Below are 20,397 nucleotides of genomic sequence, written 5' to 3' on the forward strand. Positions count from 1 at the left end.
GAATTTCGGATGCTTTTCCGCAATCATGGGAGGAATAAGATGAGGCTGCTTTCAACGCTCACGTTCACTTGTTGCGCCGCCGCGCTGGCCGGTGCCGCTCAGGCCGACACGCACCTGATTTTCCCCGTCGGCGAGGGCCCGTTCAACTGGGACAGCTACGAGGCCTTCGCGGAGGCCAACGATTTTTCGGGCCAGACGCTGTCGATGACGGGCGTGGGCACCGGCGACGATGCGGCCCGGCTGAACAACCTTTACGCCTATTTCGAAGAGGCGACGGGCGCGACAGTGGAATATTCCGGCTCGGAAAGCTTCGAGCAGGATATCGTGATCGCCACGCAGGCAGGCTCGGCCCCCAATATCGCCACGTTTCCGCAGCCGGGGCTGGCGCGGGACCTGGCGGGGCGCGGGTTCCTGACGCCGCTGGACGACCTTGAGCCCTGGGTGCAGGAGAACTACGCCGCCGGGTCGTCCTGGGTGGACCTGGCGACGTTCGAGGGGCCGGATGGGGGCGAGAACCTCTATGGGCTGTTCTACGGCGTCGATGTGAAGTCGCTGGTCTGGTATTCGCCCGACGCCTTCGACGAGGCGAGCTACGCGATCCCGCAAAGCATGGAAGAGCTGAAGGCGCTGTCCGAACGAATCGTCGCGGATGGCGGCACGCCGTGGTGCATCGGCCTTGCCTCGGGGGCGGCGACGGGCTGGCCCGCGACGGACTGGGTCGAGGACATGATGCTGCGCACCCAGCCGCCGGAGGTCTATGACGACTGGATCACCAATGCCATGCCCTTCGACGACCCGCGCGTGGTCGCGGCGATCGAGGAATACGGCTATTTCGCGCGCAATCCCGATTTCGTGCAGGGCGGCCCCGACGCGGTGGCGGGCACCGATTTCCGCGACAGCGTGCTGGGCCTGTTCCAGTTTCCGCCCGATTGCTACATGCACCGGCAGGCCAGCTTCATCCCGAACTTCTTTCCCGACGGGACCGAGCTGGGCACGGACGTGGATTTCTTCTATTTCCCGGCCTATGCGGGCAAGGATCTGGGCAAGCCGGTGCTGGGATCGGGCGGGCTGGTGACGATCACCAACGACGCGCCCATCGCGCGCGCCTTCATCGAATTCCTGAAAACCCCCGTCGCGCACGAGATCTTCATGGCGCAGGGCAATTTCCTGACCCCGCACCTGGGCGTGAACACCGACGCCTACGCCAACGAAACCCAGGCCGCCTTGGGCGCGATCCTGACCGACGCCACCACGTTCCGCTTCGACGGGTCGGACCTGATGCCGGGCGAGATCGGGACGGCGGCGTTCTGGACCGGCATGGTGGACTACACCACCGGCGCCAGCGCCGAAGAGGTGGCGGCGGACATTCAGGCGCGGTGGGAAAGCATCCGCTAGGCGCTACCTGACGCGATGCCGGACGGGCGCGCAGTGTGCCCGGCCGGTTCCTGTCATCCAAGCCAAGAGGTCCGCCATGCCCCTGTCCGTGTCGCGCAAGGATTTCCCCGAAGGATTCGAGTTCGGGGTCGCCACCGCCGCCTACCAGATCGAGGGCACGCGGAACGGCATCGTGGGTCCGTCGCATTGGGACAGCTACGCCGCGACGCTGGGCAACGTGGTGAACGGCGAGAACGGCGACGTGGCCTGCGACCATTACCACCGCTACGGCGAGGATCTGGACCTGGTGCGGGACGGCAATTTCGACACCTACCGCTTCTCGACCGCGTGGACGCGGGTGATGCCGGACGGGCGAACGGTGAACGCCGACGGGCTGGCCTTCTACGACAGGCTGGTGGACGCGGTGCTGGAGCGCGGGCTGAAGCCGTCGCTGACGCTCTATCACTGGGAACTGCCCGAGGTGTTCGCGGACGCGGGCGGCTGGTCGAACCGCGACACGGCGCTGGCCTTCGGCGACTATGCCCGCGCGGTCATGGACCGGCTGGGCGACCGGGTAGGTGCTGTGGCCACCATCAACGAGCCGTGGTGCATCGCGTGGCTGAGCCACTTCCTGGGCCTGCACGCGCCGGGTATGCGCAACATCCGCACCGCCACGCGGGCCATGCACCATATCAACCTGGCCCATGCCGAAGGGATGCAGGCGATCCGGGCGTCGGGGTCGAAGGCCGATGCCGGGATCGTGCTGAACTTCGCCTGGCCGAAGCCCGAAAGCGACGCGGATGCGAAGGCGGCCCGCCGCTTCGACGGCATCCACAACCGATGGTTCCTGGAGGCGATCACCAAGGGGCAGTATCCCGCCGACACGCTGGACGGGCTGGGCCCGTACATGCCCGACGGGTGGCAGGACGACATGGCCGCGATCTCGGCGCCGATCGACTGGCTGGGGGTGAACTACTACACCCGCACCACGCTGCGCGACCTGCCGGGCGCGGTCTGGCCCGCGTTTGAAGACGTGCCCGGCCCGCTGCCCAAGACCGACATGGGGTGGGAGATCTATCCGGACGGCCTGGGCGACATGTTGACGCGGATCGCGCGGGACTACACCGGCGACACGCCGATCATCGTGACCGAGAACGGCATGGCGGGCGACGACCACCTGGACGGGCAAACCTGCGACGACCCGGTGCGGGTGCAGTATTTCGACGACCACCTGCAATCGGTCTTGCGCTCGATCAAGCAGGGCACCCCGGTACGCGGCTATTATGCGTGGTCGCTGCTGGACAATTACGAGTGGTCCTTCGGCTACGACAAGCGGTTCGGAATCGTCTACGTGGATTACGCGACCCAGGCGCGGTACCCGAAGGCGTCCTACCACGCGCTGAAAGACGCAATCGGCTGAACGCGCGTCCTTGTCACGACGGCGTTCCGCTCCACCATTCCCCACGGATTATTTTCAATCGAGGTGCCACCATGAAGGACATGAACGACAACGGCGGGAAATGCCCGTTCCGCGGAACCCGGATCGGCGGCGCCGTCGGCTCGGAGCCCGGCAACGACCATTGGTGGCCCAACCGGCTGAAGGTCGAGCTGCTGCACGCCGAAAGCCCCGCCGCGAACCCGCTGCGCGATTTCGACTATGCCGAGGCCTTCAAGGGCCTGGACCTGGACGCGGTCAAGGCCGACATCAGGGCGTTCATGACCACGTCGGTCGATTGGTGGCCGTCGGATTACGGCAATTACGGCCCGCAGATGGTGCGCATGGCGTGGCACAGCGCGGGCACCTACCGCATCGCCGACGGGCGCGGCGGGGCGGCCGAGGGGATGCAGCGCTTCGCGCCGGTCAACAGCTGGTGGGACAACGGCAACACCGACAAGTCGCGCCGCCTGCTCTGGCCGATCAAGCAGAAATACGGTGCGGCCCTGTCCTGGGCCGACCTGATGATCCTGGCGGGCAACGTCGCGCTGGAGGTCATGGGCTTCAAGACCTTCGGCTTCGGCGGCGGACGCGAGGACGCGTGGGAGCCCGACCGCGTCACCTGGTGGGGCCCCGAAGGCTGGGACGGCAAAAGCCCCTACGAGATCCCGCCGCAGGGCGGCAAGGAAGGCCACCCGAGCCAGATGGTCACCCGCACGATCCGCTGGGAAGGCGACGTGAAGGACGACTATTACGACCTGGAAAACCCGCTGGGCGCATCGCACCAGTCGCTGATCTACGTGGATCCCGAGGGCCCGAACGGCAACGGCGTGCCGCTGGATGCGGCCCGCGACATCCGCGAGACCTTCGCGCGCATGGCCATGAACGACGAGGAAACCGTCGCCCTGATCGCGGGCGGCCATGCCTTCGGCAAGTCGCACGGCATGACCTCGCCGGATGAAATCGGCCCCGCCCCCGAGGGCGCGCCGATCCAGGCCATGGGCATGGGCTGGCAGAACCCCAACGGCACCGGCTTCGCGCAATACACGATGACCAACGGCATCGAGGGCTCGTGGACGCCGAACCCGACGCGCTGGGACAACGACTACCTGACCAACCTTTTCAGGTTCGAATGGGAGCAGACCCGCTCGCCCGCGGGCGCGATCCAGTGGAAGCCCAAGGACGACAGCGCGCCCAAGACCCCCGACGCCCACGTGGAGGGCGAAGAGCATCCGCTGATGATGATGACCTCGGACATCGCGCTGAAGGAAGATCCCGCCTACCGCGAGATCTGCCAGAAGTTCATGGACGATTTCGACTACTTCTCGGACGCCTTCGCGCGGGCGTGGTACAAGCTGACCCACCGCGACATGGGGCCGAAGGTGCGTTACCTGGGACCGGAGGTTGCGGCCGAGGATCTGCCGTGGCAGGACCCGATCCCGGCGCTGGATCACCCGGTCATCAACGGCTCGGACATCCCCGAGCTGAAGGACCGGATCCTGGAGACCGGGCTTTCGGTGTCGGAGCTGGTGGGCGTGGCCTGGGCGTCGGCGGCGAATTACCGCGACACCGACAAGCGCGGCGGGGCCAACGGCGCGCGCATCGCGCTGGCGCCGCAGAAGGACTGGTCGGTCAACAACCCCGCGCAGGTGTCGAAGGTGGTCGCGGCGCTGGAAGAGCTGCGCGACGCGTTCAACGGCGCGCAGCGCGGCGACAAGCGCGTGTCGCTGGCCGACCTGATCGTGCTGGGCGGTTGCGCGGCGGTGGAAAAGGCGGCGCGGGATGCGGGCATCGAGGTGTCGGTGCCGTTCACGCCGGGCCGGATGGACGCGACGCAGGAGCAGACCGATATCGAGTCGTTCGAGTGGCTGAAGCCCGTGTCGGACGGGTTCCGCAACTACCACGACAGCTCGATCGGCTACAAGGTCGCGCCCGAGCAGATCTTCCTGGACCGCGCGGCCTTGCTGAAGCTGAGCGCGCCGGAATGGACGGTGCTGACGGGCGGTCTGCGCGTGCTCGACTGCAATTTCGACGGCGCGCGCCACGGCGTGTTCACGGATCGTCCGGGCGTGCTGAGCAACGACTTCTTCGTCACGCTCACGTCGATGGATTACGAGTGGGAAAAGACCGACGACACCGAGATGCTGTTCGAGGTCCGCGACCGCGACACCAAGCAGGTGAAGTACATGGCGACGCGCTGCGACCTGATCTTCGGGTCGAACGCGCAGCTGCGCAACCTGTCCGAGGTCTATGCCGCGTCGGACGGGCACACGCGCTTCGTGCACGACTTCATCGCCGCCTGGGACAAGGTGATGATGCTGGACCGCTTCGACCTGGCCTGAGGTCGCCATAGGGCTGACAGGGGGGGTCGCGGGCACGCGGCCCCCTTTTTCGTTGGGGGGTCCCGATTGACCGGGGTCAATCCCGCGGGGGCCCGGATGTGGTAGCTGCCGGGGGGCCTTGCGACAGGAGGCCCCCATGCAGACCAACGCCGTTCCCCATTACGACGATGCCGACAATCCGACCGGCTGCTGCCCGCGCTTCGATCCCACCGGTTGGGACGGGCGAGACCTGCATTTCCGCGACAAGCCGTTCCTGCGCGCCACGACCCGAAGCCTTGCCTATTTCCCGCTGAACATGGGCCGCGTGTTTTCAAGGGTGCAGGGCAGGATCGAACGGGCGGGGGCGTACGATCCGGACGATTTCCTGGTGCTCAGCCGCGACCTGTCGCCGTGGCGCGCCGAGCACCTGTTCTCGGCCACCGCGCCGGTCAAGGGCGAAGACGCCGTCACGCTGTCGGGCGATTTCGTGACCAAGGTGTTCGAAGGGCCCTATCGCCGCATCCGGGAATGGCACGGACAGATGCGGGCGCTGGCGCGCGCGCGCGGCGGGACCGGGGACGAGGTCTATTTCTTCTACACCACCTGTCCCAGATGCGCGAAGGTCTACGGCAAGAACTACGTGGTCGGGGTCGCGCGCACCGGCTGATGGCGCGAAGTGGGGCCGGGTTGCGCCCCTCAGGCCCCCAGGACCAGGACAGCCAGCGGCACCGGTGCGACGGCGATCGCCACGGTCAGGATGGTGCGCACCGGCGAGAAGATGCCGCTCAGCCCAGCCACCATCATGATGCCGCCGCCGCCACCGATCACCGCGTTCCCGGGGATGTTCAGCGCCAGCGCCAGGGCCGCGTAGCGGTGATGGAGGGCCAGCGCCACGATCCCGGGCGGCGCGCCTTCCAAAAGCACCTGAAGCCGTCCGTCACGGGGCATCGGCGCGGCCCGCCGGACCAGCGCGGCCGCGCGGCGCAGCCTGAGCGCGGCGAGCACCCGCGCCAGCACGGTGATCGGCAGCAGGCGGCCGACCGCGTAGGACAGCAGCATGGCAAGCACCGTCGCCGCATAGACCGTGAGGGCCACGTCCGCGCCGAAGGTGGACATCAGCGCGATCCCGATCTCGGCGCCGGGCACGAAGGGAATGGCAAGCAGGCCGATATAGGTCACCGTCGCCACCAGGATCATCCAGCGCATCTGTTGCGCGTCCATCGGCATCATCTCGAAGTCCAGCGACGCGCGCACCACGTGCGACACCCAGCTTGCCACCAGCACGAACGCGATCAGCGCCAGGATGCGCAGGCCGATCGCCAGGGACCGCGACAGGGGCGACGCTGCGGGGTCCCGGGTCATCGCGGAACCGGCGCGCGCGAGAGGGTCGTGTTGCGGGGCGTGTTAATGGTCGGCCGGTCTCGCGCGGCCTTGCCGGTATCCCTGGAACGGGTCGGCCCGGTCGTCGGCGCGGCTGGATGGTTCGGCAACATGATCAATCCCCACAGCGCAGTATATCCGGATTCGCCCGAATTGGGCAGGTCCGCGGTTTCGGGAGCGCAAGGCGCTGGGCTTGCACATCCAGGGTGTGTCCGGCTCGGAAGCGACCACCGCAATTCACCGTCGTCGCTATTTCGCGCCGCCCGACAGCTTCGTGGCTTGCGGCAGGCGGCGCAGGGCCAGCATGGCGGCCGCGCCGATCACCGGGCCGGGCACGAGCACCAGGAAGGCCCATTGCCAGCCGCCTAGCGCGCCCACAACCAGCGGCACAAGCCAGATCGCCACCACGGTCAGCGCGAAGCCGATCCCGAGTTGCAGCGCCAGCGCCGTGCCGACGAAGGCCTGGTCGGCCAGTTCGGTCACGGCGGCCGAGAATTGTGCGCTGTCGCCGATGATCGACACGCCCCAGACCAGGGCCAGCGCGCCCAGCAGCACGGCGGGCCCGTCGAAGGCGAATCCGATCGTCGCGGCGCAGGCGGCCGAGACGAGCATCATGCCCGCCGTGGTCAGGCAGCGCCCGATCCGGTCCGACAGCCACCCGCCTAGCAGGCATCCCGCGACGCCCGACGCCACCACCACGAAGCTGAGCATCGACGCCGATCCGAAGGGAAAGGGCTGCAGGCCCGCTTCCGCCGCGGCGGCGAAGGAAAGGATCCAGCCCCACATGGCGTAGAGCTCCCACATATGGCCGAAATATCCCAGGTTCGCCAACATCAGCGGGCGGTTGGTGAAGATGGCCCTGATCCGGCGCGGATCGAAGCGGGCCCGCGCGAAGGCGTGCGGCCCTTCGCGCAGGCCGGTGGCGAACAGCGCCGCCGAGGCCAGGGCCGCCGCGCTGCTGGCCCAGACGACGGCGCGCCAGTCCAGCCCTTCGCCCAGGGCCCGGACCAGGTGGGGCAGCGACGAGCCCAGCGTGAGCGCGCCGATCAGGAATCCCAGTGCCAGGCCGCGACCGGTGACGAACCAGGTGGCCATGAGCTTGAGCGCGGGGGGATAGACGCCCGCCAGTGCCACGCCGGTCGCAAAGCGCAGCGCGATGGCCGTGTCCGGGCCCGCAACCAGCAGCCCCGCATTGGCGAGTGCGGCGGCCAGCGCCGACCAGGCCATCAGCCGGTGCATCCGCACGATGTCGGGCAGGTTGACCGCCGAGGTCGCCAGCGCGCCTGCGACGAAGCCCAGCTGCACCGCGTTGGTCAGCCACGCGCTGCGGGTGGGGCCAAGCTGCCAGGCGACCACCAGTTCGGGCAGGATCGCCGTGGCCGAGAACCATGTGGTCAGCACGCCCACGACCCCGGCGCAGATCAGGGCGAGCGCGCGCCAGCGGCGCGGGGATGGGGGCGGGGGGCTCATGGGGGCCACGTTAGGGCACGCGACACGGGGCCGCACCCCGATTTCGGTGCCCCGCGGGTCCGTTTCGCAGGGTTGGCGCGTCGTGCCGGGATATTTGAAAGAACAAAGATGGGGGCAGACGCGCGCCGCTGCCATGTTTGGCGCGGGGCGGGCGGAACTATCGGGGGGGCCGGGGTTTCACCTGATGACACGTACCGAGGCGAGAGGCGACCCCCATGCAGATTACCCTGACCGTCAACGGCGAGGACCGCGCGCTGGATGTGGATCCGCGCGTGACCTTGCTGGACGCGCTGCGCGAGCATCTGAACCTGACCGGATCCAAGAAAGGATGCGATCACGGGCAATGCGGCGCCTGCACGATCCTTTTGAACGGGCGGCGGATCAATGCCTGCCTGAGCCTGGCCGTGATGCACGATGGCGACGAGATCACCACGATCGAGGGGCTCGGCCAGCCGGGCAACCTGTCGCCGCTGCAGGCGGCCTTCGTGCAGAACGACGGCTACCAATGCGGCTATTGCACCCCCGGCCAGATCATGTCCGCCAAGGGCATGCTGGCCGAGCTGGACATGGGCTGGCCGTCGAACGTGTCTGCCGACCTGACCGATATCCCCGACCTCACGCGCACCGAGATCCGCGAGCGGATGAGCGGCAACCTGTGCCGCTGCTCGGCCTATCCGGGCATCTGCCAGGCGATCGAGGACGCGGCCACTGAAGAGGGCATGACCAAGCGGGAGGCTGCGGAATGAAACCGTTCGATTACGTACGCGCGAGCGACGCTGCCGAGGCCCACGATACCGCGGGCCGGATCATCGCCGGCGGCACCAACCTGATCGACCTGATGAAGCACCAGATCGAGACTCCGTCGAAGCTGGTGGACGTGACCCGGCTGGACATGCACGAGATCGCGCCAAGCGACGACGGGCTGCGGATCGGGGCGCTGGTCAGCAACTCGGACCTGGCCGCCCACGACACGGTGCGGCGCGACTACCCGGTGCTGAGCCGCGCGCTTCTGTCGGGCGCGACGGGCCAGCTGCGCAACAAGGCCACCACCGGCGGCAACCTGATGCAGCGGACCCGGTGCCCCTATTTCTACGACACGGCGCAGCCCTGCAACAAGCGCCAGCCCGGCTCGGGCTGCCCGGCGATGGCGGGGGTGAACCGCATCCTGGCCGTGCTGGGCACGTCGGACCAGTGCATCGCGACCCATCCGTCGGACATGGCGGTGGCCATGCGGGCGCTGGACGCGCGGATCGAGGTCGCGCGCGCCGGTGGCGGCACCGAGACGCTGCCGATGGATGATTTCTACGTGCTGCCCGGCGACGATCCGTCGGTCGAGACGGTGATGCAGCCGGGCGACCTGATCACGGCGGTGCACCTGCCGTCGGCCCCGACGGGGCACCAGACCTATCGCAAGGTGCGCGACCGCTCGTCCTATGCCTTCGCGCTGGTGTCGGTCGCGGCGGTGGTCGACACCGACGGCGGCAAGATCACCGAGGCCGCGCTGGCCTTCGGCGGCCTGGCACCGCGGCCGTGGCGCGATACCGACGTGGAGCAGGTTCTGTTGGGCGAAACCCCGTCCGACGCCCTGTTCGACAAGGCGGCCGACGTGCTTCTGGCTGACGCCAAGGGGCATGGTGGCAATGATTTCAAGATACCGCTGGTGCGGCGCACGCTGAAGGCGGTGCTGGCCGATCTGACCGGAGTGACCCGATGACCGAACATCTGAAGATGGACCAGGTGCAGCCGCGCCTGCTGGACGAAACCGAGCAGGGCGCGCTGCACGCGCCGATGCCGCGACCCGAGGGGCCGCTGAAGGTCACCGGCACCGCGACCTACGCCGCCGAGTGGAAGCTGGACGGCATGGCCGAGGGCTTCATGGTGCGCGCGGGCATCACCAAGGGACGCTTCAAGGTGGACGCGTCGTCGGTCGAGGACATGCCGGGCTTCCTGGGGGTCTATACCGACCGGATGGTGCGCAACTCGGCGCAGGGGACGGCGGGCACGAACCCGGTGCAGCCGGGCGACCAGGTGCAGTACCTGGGCCAGCCCATCGCCGTCGCCGTGGCCGACACCTTCGAGCAGGCGCGCGACATCGCGCTGGCGCTGAAGGTAGAATACACGCCCGACGACGACGCCCACGTGGTGATGGACGACAGCGCCACCTACGAGGATGACGACGACGCGCTGGACCAGGGCGACCTGGACGCGGCGATGGCCGATGCGGCGTTTTCCGTGGACGGCATGTGGACGACGAAGCCCCACAACTCGGCCGCGATGGAGCCGCACGCGACGCTGGCCCAATGGGACGGCGACAAGCTGACCGTGCGCTCGTCGCTGCAGATGCTGAACTACAACAAGCACGAAATCGCGGACAGCCTGGGCATCGACGTCAAGAACGTGCGCGTGCTGTCGCCCTATGTGGGGGGCGGCTTCGGCTCGAAACTGGGCATGTCGCCGGAATGCGTGGCCGCCGCGGTGGCCGCCAAGGCGCTGGGCCGCCCGGTGCGCGTGGTGCTGCACCGCAACCACGTGTTCGAGACCATCGTGCTGCGCACCGAGACGCGCCAGCGCGTGCGCCTGTCCTGCGACGCGGAGGGCAAGCTGACCGGGATCGGGCACGAGAACTGGCAGGCCAACCTGCCCGACGAAGGCATGGCCGAGCCGGTCGATTTGGCGACGCACCTGCTTTATGGCGGTGAGAACCGGCGTTACGGGCAGCACGTGGCGATGCTGAACAGGCCCGCCTCGGGCTCGGTGCGCGCGCCGGGCGAAGCGGTGGGCATGTTGGCGCTGGAAAACGCCATGGACGAGCTGGCCGAGAAGGTCGGCATCGACCCCATCGAGCTGCGCGTGAAGAACATCCCCGACCGCCACCCCGAGAACGGCACGCCGTTTTCGAGCCACGGGCTGAAAGCCTGCCTGGAGGACGGTGCCGAGCGGTTCGGCTGGTCCCAGCGGCAAGCGCCCAAGGCGCGGCGCGAGGGCGAATGGTATATCGGCATGGGCGTGGCGTCCGCCGCACGTCTGAACCTGCTGATGGAAAGTCGGGCGCGGGTGACGCTGAACCCCGACGGCACGGCGCTGGTGCAGACCGACATGACCGATATCGGCACCGGCACCTACGCCATTCTGGGCCAGATCGCCGCGGAAATGCTGGGCATCCCCGCCGAAAAGGTGACGGTCGAGCTGGGCGACAGCGACTTGCCCGAGGGCCCCGGTTCGGGCGGCTCGTGGGGGGCGGCGTCGGCCGGATCCGCGGTGTTCCTGGGCGCCAAGGGCATCCGCAAGAAGCTAGCCGAGCGGCTGGGCTGCGGCGCGGACGAGCTGCGCCTGCAGGACGGCGTGGCGACGGGGGGCAACAACCGCCGTCCGCTGGCCGAACTGATGGACGGCCCGATCAGCGAAGAGGGGCATCTTGAGCCCGGGCAGACCGACGACGACTTCACCCAATCGGGGTTCGGTGCGCATTTCGCGGAAGTCGCGGTGAACGCCGTGACGGGCGAGGTGCGGGTGCGCCGGATGCTGGCGGCCATGGCCGCGGGGCGGATCCTGAACCCGAAGACCGCGCAAAGCCAGGTCTGGGGCGGCCAGATCTGGGGCATCGGCACGGCGCTGACCGAAGGCATCGAGCACGATCCGCGCACCGGCCACGTGGTCAACAACGACCTGGCCGAATACCACGTGCCGGTGAACCTGGACGTGGGCGACCTGGACGTGATGTTCATCGACGAGCGCGACGACCAGGCCAACCCGATGCAGGTCAAGGGGATCGGCGAGCTGGGCCTGTCGGGCGCGGGTGCGGCGATCACCAACGCGATCTACAACGCCTGCGGTGTGCGCGTCCGCGACTATCCGGCGACGCCGGACCGGATCTTCCCGCATCTGGACTAAGCGGATCCCGTAGAGCAGGGATGCGCCGGGGAGATCCCGGCGCGGACCATGGCCTTAGCGGTAGCGCGTCACGATCCCGTGCAGATTGACCCTCGCGCCCAGCCGGGCGGCCAACAGGTAGGTGCCCGCCACCTTGCGCTGCACGAACAGCGTCTCGGTGGGCGGGACGTGCCAGAAATCCCGCTCGGACCCGATCGACAGGCCCATGCGGCGCAGGCGGGGCACCAGGTCGCTGGTGGCGAAATCGAACGGCGCGTCCTGGCGCAGCGGCTCCATCGCCATGGCGAACATATCGAGGATCGTGTCCCGGTGCTTTTCCGGGTCATCGTCATCGAACAGTCCCACCGCCATGCAGGCCGCGCGGGCCGCGTCGCGGTCTTCGTCCAGACCCGCCCGCATCAGGTCGTGGAACGCCGCCACCAGGCCGGGCTGCATCTGGCGGGTCGCGCCGAAATCGAGCAGCACGACCTTCCCGTGTTCGGGCGACCAGCGGTAATTGGCGAAGTTCGGGTCGGTCTGCATGTGGCCCAGGGTGAAGAGTTCGCGCAGGACCAGCTCGATCAGCCGCGCGGCCACGGTGTCGCGCGTGTCCTGCGGCCCGTCCTCGAGCGCGTCCAGCGGGACGCTTTCCACGAAATCCATCGCCAGGATGTCACGGCTGGACAGATCCTCGTGCAGGCGGGGCACGATGAAGCCCGGATCCGTGTCCAGAAGGTCCGCGAAGCGTTCCAGCGCCGCGCCCTCGCGCAGGTAATCGGCTTCCTCGTGCAGCTGGCGGCGCGCGTCTTCCAGCAGACCGGACAAATCGACCGAGCGGGGCACCACGCCGGGCAGCCGCATCAGCGCGCCGATATTGCGCACGTCGCTGTCGATCGAGCCGCGCACGCCCGGATACTGCACCTTGATCGCCAGGTCGCGGCCGTCGCGGGTCTGCGCGCGGTGCACTTGGCCGATGCTGGCCGCCGCGATGGGGCGCACGTCGAAGCGGCGGAACTGCCGCTGCCAGTCGCGACCCCAGTTGTCGTCCAGCACCGTACGCAGCTGCTTGGGCGGCATCGGGTCGGCATCGGCGCGCAGCCGGGCGAAGATCGCGGCCAGCTCGGGCGGCAGAAGGTCCGCCGTCTCCATCGAGATCAGCTGGCCGACCTTCATGGCCGCGCCGCGCATCCGCGACAGCTCGTCGGTCAGGGCTTTCGCATTGGCGGGGGTGAGCAGCAGGTCGCCCAGAATGGGCTTGCGGCCGCGCGCGACCTGACCGGCCCCCTGCGCCAGCGCGCGGCCCGCCAGCCCGCCCGACATCCGGCCCATGCGCATGAGCCGCGACAGGCGGTCGGCGGGCACGGCAAGGCCGCTCTTTTCGTCGAATGGGTCTGCCATGGCGTCCTTTCCGGTGTAATCAGGTGAGGTAACCCGAGCGACCGGCGCGGCCAGCCGCGAATGGTCGCAGATCGAAAGCGCGTGGCGAATGAGCGACCCCGACACCCTTTGGCACGACAGCGCGGCCGAGCCGCCGGTGGGCGCCGCGCTGGGCGCGGACCTGTCGGTCGACCTGGCGGTGATCGGCGGCGGCTTCACCGGCTGCGCCGCGGCGCTCGAGGCGGCGGGGCAGGGCGCATCGGTCTGCGTGCTCGAGGCGCAGGATGTGGGCCATGGCGGGTCGGGGCGCAATGTGGGGCTGGTCAATGCGGGGCTGTGGCTGGCGCCCGACGTGATCGCGGCGCAGATGGGCGCCGCGGCGGCCGAGCGGCTGAACGATCTGCTGGCGGGCGCGCCCGGGCGGGTGTTCGATCTGATCGAGCGTCACGCCATCGACTGCGCGCCCGTGCGCAAGGGGACGCTCTATTGCGCGCACGCGCCCGCCGCGGTGGCGGCGTTGCACGACCGGGCGCGGCAGGGCAACCGGATGGGCGCGCCGCTGAGGGTGCTGGACGCCGCCGAGACTGCGCGGCGCACCGGGGCCGCTGGTCTGCACGGTGCGCTCTTCGATCCGCGCGCGGGCACGGTGCAGCCGCTGGCCTATTGCCGCGGCCTGGCGCGCGCGGCGCAGATGCGGGGCGCGCGGATCCACCCACGCTCGGCCGTGACGCGGCTGGTGCGCGACGGGACCGGGTGGCTGCTGACGGCGAACGGGCACGAGGTGCGCGCCGCGCGGGTGCTGCTGGCGACCAACGCTTATCACGACGGGCTGCGCTGTCCCGTGACGCCGCGATTCGTGCCGGTCGCCTATTCGCAGTTCGCCACCGACCCGCTGCCCGACGCGCTGCTGGCCCGCATCTTGCCCGGAGGCGAAGGCTGCTGGGACACCGCGCTGATCATGAGCTCGTTCCGGCTGGACGCGCAGGGCCGGATGATCGTCGGCGGGCTGGGCGACATGGCCGGGCCGGGCGGCGCGCTGCACCGCGGCTGGGCGCGGCGCAAGCTGGCGGCACTTTATCCCGCGCTGGCGGACATGCCGTTCCAGCACGCGTGGTCCGGCCGGATCGCCATGACCCGCGACCACGTCCCCAAGATCGTGTCGCTGGGGCCGGGCGGGTTGTCGTGCTTCGGCTATTCGGGGCGCGGCATCGGGCCGGGCACGGTGTTCGGGACGCTGGCCGCGCGCGCGCTTCTGGGCGGCGACATGGCCGTGCTGCCGGTCAGCCCCGACCGGACCCATTCCGAGCCCTTCGCCCGCGCCCGCCAGGTGGTCTATGAGTTCGGCGCCGCGGCCATCCACGGGCTGTCGGGGCGTCTTCGCTGATCGCCCATAATTTACCGTTTGATAAAAAAATAAATCGTGCAAAGCTCCGCGGGACGTATCGCCCGAGCAGGAGCGCAAATGCCCGACACGATGACCCCCGGAATAGCCTCGGGCCGCCTGAGCGCCGACGAAATCGCCGAGAATTTCGCCGACCTGCACGCGCCGCTGGACATGCACGAAGCGCGCGTGGCCGCCGATCGGTGCTATTTCTGCTACGATGCTCCTTGCGTCGCGGCCTGCCCGACCGAGATCGACATCCCGCTGTTCATCCGCCAGATCGCGGTGGGCCAACCCGAGGCCGCGGGCCGCACGATCCTGGAGCAGAACATCCTGGGCGGCATGTGCGCGCGGGTGTGCCCCACCGAAGACCTCTGCGAAGGGGCCTGCGTGCGCGAGGCGGCCGAGGGCAAGCCGGTCGAGATCGGGCGGCTGCAGCGTCACGCCACCGACAGGGTCATGGCGCGGCAGGGGCATCCCTTCGCGCGGGCTGCGTCCACCGGCAAGCGCGTGGCGGTCGTGGGCGCGGGGCCCGCGGGTCTGGCCTGCGCGCACCGGTTGGCGATGCGGGGGCACGACGTGGTGCTTTATGACGCCAAGGACAAGCCCGGCGGTCTGAACGAGTTCGGCATCGCCGCCTACAAGTCCACCGACGATTTCGCCGCGCGCGAGGTCGACTGGCTGTGCCAGATCGGCGGGATCGAGCTGAAGCCGGGCCACGCGCTGGGCCGCGAGATCACGCTGGACGGGCTGACCGCCGCGTTCGACGCGGTGTTCCTGGGGGTTGGCCTGGGCGGGGTCAACGACCTGGACGCGCCGGGCGCCGAGCGGGACGGCGTGATGGACGCGGTGGGCTTCATCGCCGCGCTGCGCCAGGCGGACGACCTGACCCGGCTGCCGGTGGGCCGCAACGTGGTGGTGATCGGCGGCGGCATGACGGCGGTGGACGCGGCGGTGCAGTCGAAGCTGCTGGGCGCCGAGAACGTCACCATCGCCTATCGCCGGGGCCGCGACCGCATGGGCGCGTCGCGTTACGAGCAGGATTTGGCGACCTCGAAAGGCGTGCGGATCATCTGCAACGCGCAGCCGGTGGCGATCCACGGCAACGGGGCGGCCACCGAGATCGAGCTGGAATATACCACCGATGACGGCGCTGGCCTGAAGGGCACGGGCGAGACGCTGCGCCTGCCCGCCGACCAGGTGTTCAAGGCCATCGGCCAGGTGCTGACCCATGACGGGCTGGCGCTGGACGGGCGCAAGATCGCCGTGACCGGCGCGGGCCGCACGTCGCGCGACGGGGTCTGGGCCGGGGGCGACTGCACGCCGGGCGAGGATCTGACCGTCGTGGCGGTGGCCGAGGGGCGCGACGCGGCCGAGGATATCCACGTCACGCTGATGGGCGTCGCGGTGCGTGCCACCGGCGCGGTGATCGGCGAAGCGGCGCGTGCCTGAACTGCCCGAGGTCGAGGCCGCGCGCTGCCGGATCGACCGCGGCGCGCTGCACCGCACGATCGGAGCGGTGCGCTACGGCGACGACATCACGCACATGGACCTGCCCGACCGCGACGCGCTGGACCGGTTCGTGGGCACGCAGTTTTCCATGACCCGGCGGCACGGCAAGTTCATGTTCGCGGGCACAAAGGACGGGCCGTGGATGATGATCCACCTCGGCATGGCCGGGTCGATCCGGGTGCTGGACGCGGACGAGGTGGACGCCGACTTCATCCGCTTCACCGTGGCGTTCGAGGGCGGCACCCGCCTGACCTTCCGCGATCCGCGCAAGTTCGGCGAAATCGTCGTGGTCGAGGACGTGGACGACTACATCGCCGAACGCGGCCTGGGCCCCGACGCGCTGGAGATCGGCGACAACGCCTTTGCCGAGGTGATCGGCGGCACCCGCGGCGCGGTGAAGTCGGCGCTGCTGGCGCAGTCGAAGCTGGCGGGCGTGGGCAATCTCTGGTCCGACGAATCGCTCTATCGCGCGGGCATCCTGCCGGGGGCGACGGCGTCGGATCTGGCGTCCGACCGGATCGCCAGGCTGCACGGGGCCGTGGGCGACACGCTGCGCGCTGTGATCGACACCTGCGCCACCTATTCCAAGCTGCCCGACGACTGGCTGATCCACCGCCGCGAGGAAGGTGCGGCCTGCGGGATCTGCGCCGGGACCATCGCCAAGAAGAAGGTCGGCGGACGCACCACTTATTATTGCCCCGATCATCAGAAAGGCGCGTGATGTGCTATCATGGCGCCATTCCGATCGAAATGGAGGCTGTGATGACACTCGAACAAGACGTCGCGCGCCACTACACGACGGGCGACCTGCTCGCCCGGATCGATGTTGCGCTGAAGGAAAGCGGGGTCGATCCCGCCAAGCTGGTCGTGGATGACCTGAAGCCCGTCGACGAATTCCATACCGGCGGGCTGGAAGCGACACTGGCCCTGCTGGACCAGCTGGAGATCGATTCCAACAGCCACGTGGTCGACCTGGGCTGCGGCCTGGGCGGCACCGCGCGCCACATCGTGCACCGCTACGGGGCGCGGGTGACGGGCGTGGACCTGACGCCGGACTTCGTGACCGTGGCGCAAGAGCTGAACAGACGCGTGGGCTACGACCAGCGGATCACGTTGCACGAAGGCTCGGTGCTGGACGTGCCGCTGACCGACGGGGTGGCCGACCTGGTGACGATGTTCCACGTGGGCATGAACATCGCCGACAAGAACGCGCTGTTCGCCGAGGCGAGCCGGTTGCTGCGGCCGGGGGGGCGTTTCGCGCTGTTCGACGTGATGCTGGGTGCGAGCGACGCGGATCTCGTCTACCCGCTGCCGTGGTCCGGCATCCCCGAAACCAGCCGTGTCGAGGCGCCGGGGGTCTATCGCCGTGCCGCGCACGCTGCCGGGCTGGAGCAGGTGAGCGAGCGCGACCGATCGCAATTCGCGCTGGATTATTTCGCGCGGCTGAACCGGCATGTCCTGGCCGAGGGCCAGCCGCCGCTGGGGATCCACCTTCTGATGGGCGACAACGCCGCCGAGAAACTTCAGAACTACCGCGAAAACGTGTCGAAAGGCGTCATGGCCCCGACCGAGATGATCTTCCGCAAACCGCTCGAGGTGCCGTGATGCGCGCTCGGGCTTCCACCAGCACCGACCCAAGGAGGGCCGCATGGCCGATCTGACGACCGATTTCGTGGGCATCAAGAGCCCCAATCCCTTCTGGCTGGCCTCGGCCCCGCCCACGGACAAGGAATACAACGTCCGCCGGGCGTTTGAGGCCGGGTGGGGCGGTGTCGTGTGGAAGACGCTGGGCGCCGAGGGCCCGCCGGTCGTCAACGTCAACGGGCCGCGCTACGGCGCGATCTGGGGCGCCGACCGGCGGCTTCTGGGCTTGAACAACATCGAGCTGATTACCGACCGTCCGCTCGAGGTGAACCTGGAGGAAATGGCGCGCGTGAAGGCCGACTGGCCCGACCGCGCGCTGGTCGCGTCGATCATGGTGCCCTGCGAGGAAGACGCCTGGAAGAACATCCTGGCCCGCGTGGACGAGACCGGCGCCGACGGGATCGAGCTGAATTTCGGCTGCCCCCACGGCATGGCCGAGCGCGGCATGGGCAGCGCGGTGGGGCAGGTGCCCGAATATATCGAAATGGTCACCCGCTGGTGCAAGAAATACTACGACAAGCCGGTCATCGTGAAACTGACGCCCAACATCACCGACATCCGCGCCCCCGCGCAGGCCGCGAAGAACGGCGGCGCGGATGCGGTGAGCCTGATCAACACGATCAACTCGATCACGAGCGTGAACCTCGACACCATGTCGCCGGAGCCGTCCATCGACGGGAAAGGCAGCCATGGCGGCTATTGCGGCCCGGCGGTCAAGCCCATCGCCATGAACATGGTGGCCGAGATCGCCCGCGACCCGGCGACCCACGGCCTGCCCATCAGCGGCATCGGCGGCATCACGACGTGGCGCGACGCGGCCGAGTTCCTGAGCCTCGGCGCGGGCAACGTGCAGGTCTGCACCGCGGCCATGACCTATGGCTTTCGCATCGTGTCCGAGATGAAGGCGGGCCTGTCGGCCTGGATGGACGAGAAGGGTTATACATCCGTCGACCAAGTCGTGGGCCGCGCGGTGCCGAACGTGACCGACTGGCAATACCTGAACCTCAACTACGTGACCAAGGCGCGGATCAGCCAGGACGATTGCATCAAGTGCGGGCGCTGCTTCGCGGCCTGCGAGGACACGTCCCACCAGGCCATCGCCATGTCCGCGGACCGCACCTTCACGGTGATCGACGAAGAATGCGTGGCCTGCAACCTGTGCGTCGATGTCTGCCCGGTGGAAAACTGCATCACCATGGAGGAACTGCCCAAGGGCGCCATCGACCCGCGCACCGGCAAGAAAGTGGGCGAATACGCCAACTGGACGACGCATCCGAACAATCCCGGCGCGGTCGCGGCGGAGTAGCGGGTGGAGGCGTCCGACCGGCACTTCCTGACCGGGCTCTTCGACGCTGCGGTTGGGGCGGCCGACCCCGCGCGCGCGATCGCTCGCGCCATGCCCGACCCGCCCAAGGGCCGCACGGTAGTCGTCGGGTGCGGCAAGGGCGCCGCCCAGCTGGCCGCGGCGTTCGACGAGGCATGGGCAGGCGATCTGTCGGGGGTGGTCGTCACCCGCTACGGCTACGCCACCGACGCGGGGCGCATCCGCGTGCTGGAAGCCGCGCACCCCGTGCCGGACGCGGCGGGGCTGAAAGCATCTCGCGCGCTTCTGGATGCGGTGTCGGGGCTGGGCGAGGATGACCTGGTGGTCGCGCTGATCTGCGGCGGCGGCTCGGCGCTGCTGCCGATGCCGCCCGAAGGCTTGGACCTGGACGACGAGCGGGCGCTGAACGAGGCACTTCTGTCCTCGGGCGCGCCCATCGGCGTGATGAACGCGATCCGCACCCATGTGAGCGGTATCAAGGGCGGCCGCCTGGCCGCCGCGGCGCACCCGGCGCGGGTGGTGACGCTGGTGGTGTCGGACGTGCCGGGCGACGATCCCGCGCAGGTCGCGTCGGGACCCACCGTGCCGTCGGGGGTCGGTCTGGACGAGACGCGGGCGCTGATCCGCAACCACGGCATCGCGCTGCCCGAGCGGGTGCAGCGCCACCTGGACAGCCAGCCGCCGGATGCTCCCATGCCCGACGATCCGGGCTTCGCGCGCGACCGGGTGCAGGTGATCGCGTCGGCCGGGATGTCGCTGGACGCCGCGCGGCGCCACGCGCTGGATGCGGGTGTGCCCGCCGTCATCCTGTCGGACGCGGTGGAGGGCGAGGCGCGCGACGTGGGCCGGGTGCTGGGTGCGCTGGCGCGCGAGGTCGCGCTGCGCGACCGCCCCTTCGCAGCCCCCATGGTGCTGCTGTCTGGCGGCGAGACCACGGTGACGCTGAAGGGAAAGGACGGGCGCGGCGGGCGCAACACCGAGCTGCTGCTGTCCCTGTCGGGGGCCATCGACGGGCTGACGACGGTGTTCGCCCTGGCCGCGGATACCGACGGGATTGACGGCTCGGAAGACAATGCGGGCGCGTTCGTGACCGGCGACACCCGCGCCCGGATGCGCGCGGCGGGCGTCGATCCCGACGACGCCCTGGCGCGCAACGATGCCTGGGGCGCGTTCGACGCCATCGGCGATCTTTTCGTGCCCGGCCCCACGGGGACCAACGTGAACGATTTCCGCGCGATCCTGATCCGGCCGGGACAGGCTGAGAAAGCCCCTCGCTGACCTGCGGGTCCGGGGCTTCGTAGCCGGCGCG

General features: G+C 69.2%; 16 protein-coding genes. 13 read left to right on the plus strand and 3 right to left on the minus strand.

All coding sequences use genetic code 11. From position 1 onward, the window contains the following. The first annotated feature begins 39 nt into the window (after positions 1 to 39). From ILP92_RS15910 to ILP92_RS15925, 4 genes are all read left to right on the plus strand, one after another. Positions 40 to 1,395 carry an ABC transporter substrate-binding protein gene (locus ILP92_RS15910; RefSeq protein ID WP_198917405.1) on the plus strand — a complete coding sequence of 452 codons (1,356 nt, stop codon included), beginning with the start codon at positions 40 to 42 and terminating at the stop codon, positions 1,393 to 1,395. A gap of 82 nt (positions 1,396 to 1,477) precedes the next feature. Beyond that, positions 1,478 to 2,794 (plus strand): GH1 family beta-glucosidase, encoded by a 1,317-nt coding sequence (locus tag ILP92_RS15915; RefSeq protein ID WP_198917436.1) that lies wholly within the window; start codon positions 1,478 to 1,480, stop codon positions 2,792 to 2,794. A gap of 71 nt (positions 2,795 to 2,865) precedes the next feature. Beyond that, on the plus strand, positions 2,866 to 5,151 hold the full coding sequence (katG, locus tag ILP92_RS15920; protein ID WP_368667908.1) for a catalase/peroxidase HPI: 2,286 nt from the start codon (positions 2,866 to 2,868) through the stop codon (positions 5,149 to 5,151). Positions 5,152 to 5,287: 136 nt separating this feature from the next. After that, a complete protein-coding gene (locus ILP92_RS15925) occupies positions 5,288 to 5,797 on the plus strand; it encodes a hydrolase (protein ID WP_198917406.1) in 510 nt (169 codons plus the stop codon). A 29-nt stretch (positions 5,798 to 5,826) separates the two neighbouring features. Here ILP92_RS15925 and ILP92_RS15930 read toward each other — a convergent pair whose 3' ends face one another. Beyond that, positions 5,827 to 6,492 carry a hypothetical protein gene (locus ILP92_RS15930; protein WP_198917407.1) on the minus strand — a complete coding sequence of 222 codons (666 nt, stop codon included), beginning with the start codon at positions 6,490 to 6,492 and terminating at the stop codon, positions 5,827 to 5,829. A 267-nt stretch (positions 6,493 to 6,759) separates the two neighbouring features. Continuing rightward, on the minus strand, positions 6,760 to 7,980 hold the full coding sequence (locus ILP92_RS15935; protein ID WP_198917408.1) for an MFS transporter: 1,221 nt from the start codon (positions 7,978 to 7,980) through the stop codon (positions 6,760 to 6,762). Positions 7,981 to 8,195: 215 nt separating this feature from the next. Here ILP92_RS15935 and ILP92_RS15940 point away from each other — a divergent pair, with 215 nt between their 5' ends. From ILP92_RS15940 to ILP92_RS15950, 3 genes are read left to right on the plus strand one after another with little or no spacing between them, the layout of a single operon-like run. Then, the gene (locus ILP92_RS15940) at positions 8,196 to 8,726 is read left to right on the plus strand and encodes a 2Fe-2S iron-sulfur cluster-binding protein (RefSeq protein ID WP_198917409.1); all 531 of its coding nucleotides are present in this window, start codon (positions 8,196 to 8,198) and stop codon (positions 8,724 to 8,726) included. Beyond that, positions 8,723 to 9,694 (plus strand): FAD binding domain-containing protein, encoded by a 972-nt coding sequence (locus ILP92_RS15945; protein ID WP_198917410.1) that lies wholly within the window; start codon positions 8,723 to 8,725, stop codon positions 9,692 to 9,694. Before ILP92_RS15940 ends, ILP92_RS15945 begins: the two co-directional genes overlap by 4 nt. Further along, complete coding sequence (locus ILP92_RS15950) at positions 9,691 to 11,871, plus strand: xanthine dehydrogenase family protein molybdopterin-binding subunit (protein WP_198917411.1); 2,181 nt, start codon at positions 9,691 to 9,693, stop codon at positions 11,869 to 11,871. Before ILP92_RS15945 ends, ILP92_RS15950 begins: the two co-directional genes overlap by 4 nt. 54 nt (positions 11,872 to 11,925) lie before the next feature. Here ILP92_RS15950 and ILP92_RS15955 read toward each other — a convergent pair whose 3' ends face one another. After that, positions 11,926 to 13,248, minus strand: coding sequence for an ABC1 kinase family protein (locus ILP92_RS15955; RefSeq protein WP_198917412.1), 1,323 nt, complete (start codon positions 13,246 to 13,248; stop codon positions 11,926 to 11,928). An 88-nt stretch (positions 13,249 to 13,336) separates the two neighbouring features. On the opposite strand from ILP92_RS15955, the gene ILP92_RS15960 reads away from it, so the two are divergent. From ILP92_RS15960 to ILP92_RS15985, 6 genes are all read left to right on the plus strand, one after another. Beyond that, positions 13,337 to 14,611 (plus strand): NAD(P)/FAD-dependent oxidoreductase, encoded by a 1,275-nt coding sequence (locus ILP92_RS15960; protein ID WP_198917413.1) that lies wholly within the window; start codon positions 13,337 to 13,339, stop codon positions 14,609 to 14,611. A gap of 78 nt (positions 14,612 to 14,689) precedes the next feature. Further along, entirely contained in the window at positions 14,690 to 16,060 is a 1,371-nt protein-coding gene (locus ILP92_RS15965; protein WP_198917414.1) for an NAD(P)-dependent oxidoreductase, read from the plus strand. Beyond that, positions 16,053 to 16,841, plus strand: a complete 789-nt coding sequence (locus ILP92_RS15970) for an Fpg/Nei family DNA glycosylase (protein WP_198917415.1) — start codon at positions 16,053 to 16,055, stop codon at positions 16,839 to 16,841. Before ILP92_RS15965 ends, ILP92_RS15970 begins: the two co-directional genes overlap by 8 nt. Before the next feature lie 41 nt (positions 16,842 to 16,882). Continuing rightward, positions 16,883 to 17,725, plus strand: a complete 843-nt coding sequence (locus ILP92_RS15975) for a class I SAM-dependent methyltransferase (protein ID WP_198917416.1) — start codon at positions 16,883 to 16,885, stop codon at positions 17,723 to 17,725. Between the two features lie 43 nt (positions 17,726 to 17,768). After that, positions 17,769 to 19,070 carry an NAD-dependent dihydropyrimidine dehydrogenase subunit PreA gene (gene preA, locus ILP92_RS15980; RefSeq protein ID WP_198917417.1) on the plus strand — a complete coding sequence of 434 codons (1,302 nt, stop codon included), beginning with the start codon at positions 17,769 to 17,771 and terminating at the stop codon, positions 19,068 to 19,070. Positions 19,071 to 19,073: 3 nt separating this feature from the next. Then, positions 19,074 to 20,366: a glycerate kinase type-2 family protein gene (locus tag ILP92_RS15985; RefSeq protein ID WP_198917418.1), complete on the plus strand. Its 1,293-nt coding sequence runs from the start codon at positions 19,074 to 19,076 to the stop codon at positions 20,364 to 20,366. Positions 20,367 to 20,397 lie beyond the last annotated feature (31 nt).

It is taken from the genome of Palleronia pontilimi, from assembly GCF_016412875.1.
Lineage (GTDB): Bacteria > Pseudomonadota > Alphaproteobacteria > Rhodobacterales > Rhodobacteraceae > Palleronia > Palleronia pontilimi.

Coding starts and splice junctions, on each gene's coding strand:
- ILP92_RS15950 (WP_198917411.1), top strand. CDS start 9,691: ATGACCGAACATCTGAAGATGGACCAGGTGCAGCCGCGCCTGCTGGAC.
- ILP92_RS15935 (WP_198917408.1), bottom strand. CDS start 7,980: ATGAGCCCCCCGCCCCCATCCCCGCGCCGCTGGCGCGCGCTCGCCCTG.
- ILP92_RS15910 (WP_198917405.1), top strand. CDS start 40: ATGAGGCTGCTTTCAACGCTCACGTTCACTTGTTGCGCCGCCGCGCTG.
- ILP92_RS15930 (WP_198917407.1), bottom strand. CDS start 6,492: ATGACCCGGGACCCCGCAGCGTCGCCCCTGTCGCGGTCCCTGGCGATC.
- ILP92_RS15965 (WP_198917414.1), top strand. CDS start 14,690: ATGCCCGACACGATGACCCCCGGAATAGCCTCGGGCCGCCTGAGCGCC.
- ILP92_RS15925 (WP_198917406.1), top strand. CDS start 5,288: ATGCAGACCAACGCCGTTCCCCATTACGACGATGCCGACAATCCGACC.
- ILP92_RS15960 (WP_198917413.1), top strand. CDS start 13,337: ATGAGCGACCCCGACACCCTTTGGCACGACAGCGCGGCCGAGCCGCCG.
- katG (WP_368667908.1), top strand. CDS start 2,866: ATGAAGGACATGAACGACAACGGCGGGAAATGCCCGTTCCGCGGAACC.
- preA (WP_198917417.1), top strand. CDS start 17,769: ATGGCCGATCTGACGACCGATTTCGTGGGCATCAAGAGCCCCAATCCC.
- ILP92_RS15940 (WP_198917409.1), top strand. CDS start 8,196: ATGCAGATTACCCTGACCGTCAACGGCGAGGACCGCGCGCTGGATGTG.
- ILP92_RS15945 (WP_198917410.1), top strand. CDS start 8,723: ATGAAACCGTTCGATTACGTACGCGCGAGCGACGCTGCCGAGGCCCAC.
- ILP92_RS15955 (WP_198917412.1), bottom strand. CDS start 13,248: ATGGCAGACCCATTCGACGAAAAGAGCGGCCTTGCCGTGCCCGCCGAC.
- ILP92_RS15975 (WP_198917416.1), top strand. CDS start 16,883: ATGACACTCGAACAAGACGTCGCGCGCCACTACACGACGGGCGACCTG.